The sequence below is a fragment of the Sphingobacterium sp. IITKGP-BTPF85 genome, from assembly GCF_001006065.1.
GTDB classification, from domain to species: Bacteria; Bacteroidota; Bacteroidia; order Sphingobacteriales; family Sphingobacteriaceae; genus Sphingobacterium; species Sphingobacterium anhuiense.
Genome location: NZ_ASZT02000282.1, coordinates 1 through 2,016 on the forward strand (window position 1 = coordinate 1; position 2,016 = coordinate 2,016).

General features: G+C 47.0%; 1 rRNA gene. It reads left to right on the plus strand.

What is annotated here, in order from left to right:
* Positions 1-378: 378 nt before the first annotated feature.
* Positions 379-1,908 (plus strand): 16S ribosomal RNA (locus L950_RS25125).
* Positions 1,909-2,016 lie beyond the last annotated feature (108 nt).

Sequence of the window (2,016 nt, forward strand, 5' to 3'; positions counted from 1 at the left end):
GAGGAGGAACGGCTGATCCGAAGGGAGGCACTGAAAAGAAGGGTTTAATTCAGGTTAAACGCAGAAACAGCAGGAAAACAAAAAAATAAATTTTCACATTTATTTTGGATATACCAAAAAGATTTCTACCTTTGCAGTCCCAACGGAAACGAAGGGAAACAGAAACAAGATCGATAACGGCGCAATGCGACATCATACAGGCCGAAGCGAGATGCGGAAGCGACAGAAGTTCTTTAAAAATATAATCATGTAACGTAACGAGTAGTGTTGAGAAACAACGAAAGTTAAAAAAATCAACCTGTTCAATTTTAGAATTAGAAATTAAAATACAAGACAATTCTATTTATTATAAATAGTCTTGATCTTACACTTCATTTTACAATGGAGAGTTTGATCCTGGCTCAGGATGAACGCTAGCGGCAGGCCTAATACATGCAAGTCGGACGGGATTCAGGGAGTAGCTTGCTACGAACTGATGAGAGTGGCGCACGGGTGCGTAACGCGTGAGCAACCTACCCATATCAGGGGGATAGCCTCTCGAAAGAGAGATTAACACCGCATAACATCATTAACCGGCATCGGATTATGATCAAATATTTATAGGATATGGATGGGCTCGCGTGACATTAGCTAGTTGGAGAGGTAACGGCTCACCAAGGCTACGATGTCTAGGGGCTCTGAGAGGAGAATCCCCCACACTGGTACTGAGACACGGACCAGACTCCTACGGGAGGCAGCAGTAAGGAATATTGGTCAATGGAGGCAACTCTGAACCAGCCATGCCGCGTGCAGGATGACTGCCCTATGGGTTGTAAACTGCTTTTGTCAGGGAATAAACCTTTCTACGTGTAGAAAGCTGAATGTACCTGAAGAATAAGGATCGGCTAACTCCGTGCCAGCAGCCGCGGTAATACGGAGGATCCAAGCGTTATCCGGATTTATTGGGTTTAAAGGGTGCGTAGGCGGTCCTATAAGTCAGTGGTGAAAGACGGCAGCTTAACTGTCGCAGTGCCTTTGATACTGTAGGACTTGAATCTATTTGAAGTGGGCGGAATAAGACAAGTAGCGGTGAAATGCATAGATATGTCTTAGAACTCCGATTGCGAAGGCAGCTCACTAAGTTAGTATTGACGCTGATGCACGAAAGCGTGGGGATCAAACAGGATTAGATACCCTGGTAGTCCACGCCCTAAACGATGATAACTCGATGTTTGCGATACACAGTAAGCGTCCAAGCGAAAGCGTTAAGTTATCCACCTGGGGAGTACGGTCGCAAGATTGAAACTCAAAGGAATTGACGGGGGCCCGCACAAGCGGAGGAGCATGTGGTTTAATTCGATGATACGCGAGGAACCTTACCCGGGCTTGAAAGTTAGTGAATGATCCAGAGACGGATCAGTCCTTCGGGACACGAAACTAGGTGCTGCATGGCTGTCGTCAGCTCGTGCCGTGAGGTGTTGGGTTAAGTCCCGCAACGAGCGCAACCCCTATGTTTAGTTGCCAGCACATAATGGTGGGGACTCTAAACAGACTGCCAGCGTAAGCTGTGAGGAAGGTGGGGACGACGTCAAGTCATCATGGCCCTTACGTCCGGGGCTACACACGTGCTACAATGGACGGTACAGCGGGCAGCTACATAGCAATATGATGCTAATCTCTAAAAGCCGTTCACAGTTCGGATTGAGGTCTGCAACTCGACCTCATGAAGTTGGATTCGCTAGTAATCGCGTATCAGCAATGACGCGGTGAATACGTTCCCGGGCCTTGTACACACCGCCCGTCAAGCCATGAAAGTTGGGGGTACCTAAAGCATGTAACCGCAAGGAGCGTGTTAGGGTAAAACCGATAATTGGGGCTAAGTCGTAACAAGGTAGCCGTACCGGAAGGTGCGGCTGGAATACCTCCTTTCTAGAGCATTCGGAATTGAAGCTCGTTACGGATACACATGATTTATAATAAGAAACAAATAAGAAAACATTTGAAGAAATGTGCCCATCCTGAATTGGATGGTCCAGA